The organism is Bartonella sp. TS82HLJMH (assembly GCF_042193495.1).
In the GTDB taxonomy this organism is placed as follows: domain Bacteria; phylum Pseudomonadota; class Alphaproteobacteria; order Rhizobiales; family Rhizobiaceae; genus Bartonella; species Bartonella grahamii.
Window position 1 is genome coordinate 1 of record NZ_JBHILU010000061.1, and the last position, 1634, is coordinate 1634.

2 protein-coding genes are annotated in these 1634 nt (G+C 34.5%); one reads left to right on the top strand and one right to left on the bottom strand.

Annotated features, from left to right (window positions below):
• Positions 1 to 213: 213 nt before the first annotated feature.
• Complete coding sequence (locus tag ACFIKO_RS09180) at positions 214 to 531, bottom strand: hypothetical protein (RefSeq protein WP_375673864.1); 318 nt, start codon at positions 529 to 531, stop codon at positions 214 to 216.
• A gap of 34 nt (positions 532 to 565) precedes the next feature.
• On the opposite strand from ACFIKO_RS09180, the gene ACFIKO_RS09185 reads away from it, so the two are divergent.
• The gene (locus tag ACFIKO_RS09185) at positions 566 to 1213 is read left to right on the top strand and encodes a S24 family peptidase (RefSeq protein ID WP_375673866.1); all 648 of its coding nucleotides are present in this window, start codon (positions 566 to 568) and stop codon (positions 1211 to 1213) included.
• Positions 1214 to 1634: the final 421 nt, after the last annotated feature.

Here is a 1634-nt window from a genome sequence, read left to right on the forward strand (position 1 = left end):
TAAACCCCCCGTTGTTCAGATGTCATTCCATTTGTACCACTTATCCAGTCATACAAATGGAATCTTATCCATGGCATACCATTAGACATGCGCATCCCCTTCTTTCTTTAAATATAAATTAGTGATCATAATCCCCCCTTAAGGCTGTTGCGTATTTATGCGTGCGCATGGTGGCGCGTAATCTATTAATTTGATCTCTTTATTTTTGCCTGTTTAAGAGTGTGAATGGTGCTGTTGATGTTCATTATTATCTGTAGGGGCAGCAATAACAGTAGATTGTGAAGATAATTTAGAATCACATGATTGCGTCCTATAAAAAAACGAGAAAAAGTCTTCTGCCTTAATCGGTGCTCCAATTCTGTTGGCTTCATTCAAAAGAATTGGGATATGTTTTGTTGGAATTCTCCCACCAGTTCCACCTTTTGATACAGGACGGAGCCAGACGTACACGCGTGTTCTATGAACCCCAAGCAACTGAGATACCCTACGAACCCCACCTAATAAATTTATTATTTCCGAAAATTGTTTCATAAGTCATATTGTAGCTTATTTAGGTACAAAATCAATGGAAAATGTAACGAAAATCACAAAAGATTTTTTTTCTAACAAAGATATAATGGAAACCATGAATAACATTATGAAAATTTGGCTAAGTGAAGCCTTACAAGAATCTGGATTATCTCAATCATCGCTTGCCAGACAACTAAGTGAGAAGATGCATCGCCCTATCTACCGCTCTGCAGTCAATAAAATGCTGACAGGTGAACGAGGAATAAGTGCACAAGAAGGTATAGCAATTGAGGAAATCACAAAATACCCACTTCCACGAAAAAAAACTATACCCTTAATGGGTTATGTAGGAGCAGGTTCAGAAATTATCCCCTATGAAGATGGTTGGCTTGAAGAAGTGGAAATGCCCCCATATATTACAAAGGATACATACGCAGTAAAAGTTGAAGGCGACTCAATGGAACCTTTCATTGAGGATAAATCTATTTTATTTTATTCAGAAAACATTTCTCCAAGTTTACTTCTTAATAAAAAAGCAATTGTCTATACGCAAGATGGACGTTGTTTTGTCAAAATAATAAAGCAAGGTAGTAAGCCTGGTTTATTTAATTTAGAGAGTTTAAATAGGTTGTATCCAGAAATAAAAGATATTGCATTAATTTGGGCTGCGCCTATAGACTGGATAAAACCACCGAGATTTTAAAATAGTTAAATCATATGAGCATAATTTTCTTCTTATCGTATATTTCTGTTAAGGAGAGAATTATGCAAATATTTGCAAAATAATCGATTAGAATATTAAAATTCAATGTAATTAGTATTATTAAATCTCTAGCTATTCTAAACATATATCCCTTTTTCAGTAATTACAGTTTTAATTTTCTAAGTGACTTTTTATATTTATGTAAAAAATTTCTAAAATCGGTACATATGTATTGACACATGTTCCTAAATACGCTACATTGGTATCCATAAACCACGCACAAACAATTGCCAAGAGGCGTCAGGGAGGAGAAATTATGGATAAGCCAATTCTTATAAATTCTGATGAAATTTTATTAGTTGCCTACGATAAAGATCAACACATTGCAGAGTCTGGACCACTTGATGCAAGCCAAATTCTA

Bases quoted from the DNA above. Each gene is read 5' to 3' on its own strand.
- ACFIKO_RS09180 (WP_375673864.1), bottom strand. From the start codon at position 531: ATGAAACAATTTTCGGAAATAATAAATTTATTAGGTGGGGTTCGTAGG.
- ACFIKO_RS09185 (WP_375673866.1), top strand. From the start codon at position 566: ATGGAAAATGTAACGAAAATCACAAAAGATTTTTTTTCTAACAAAGAT.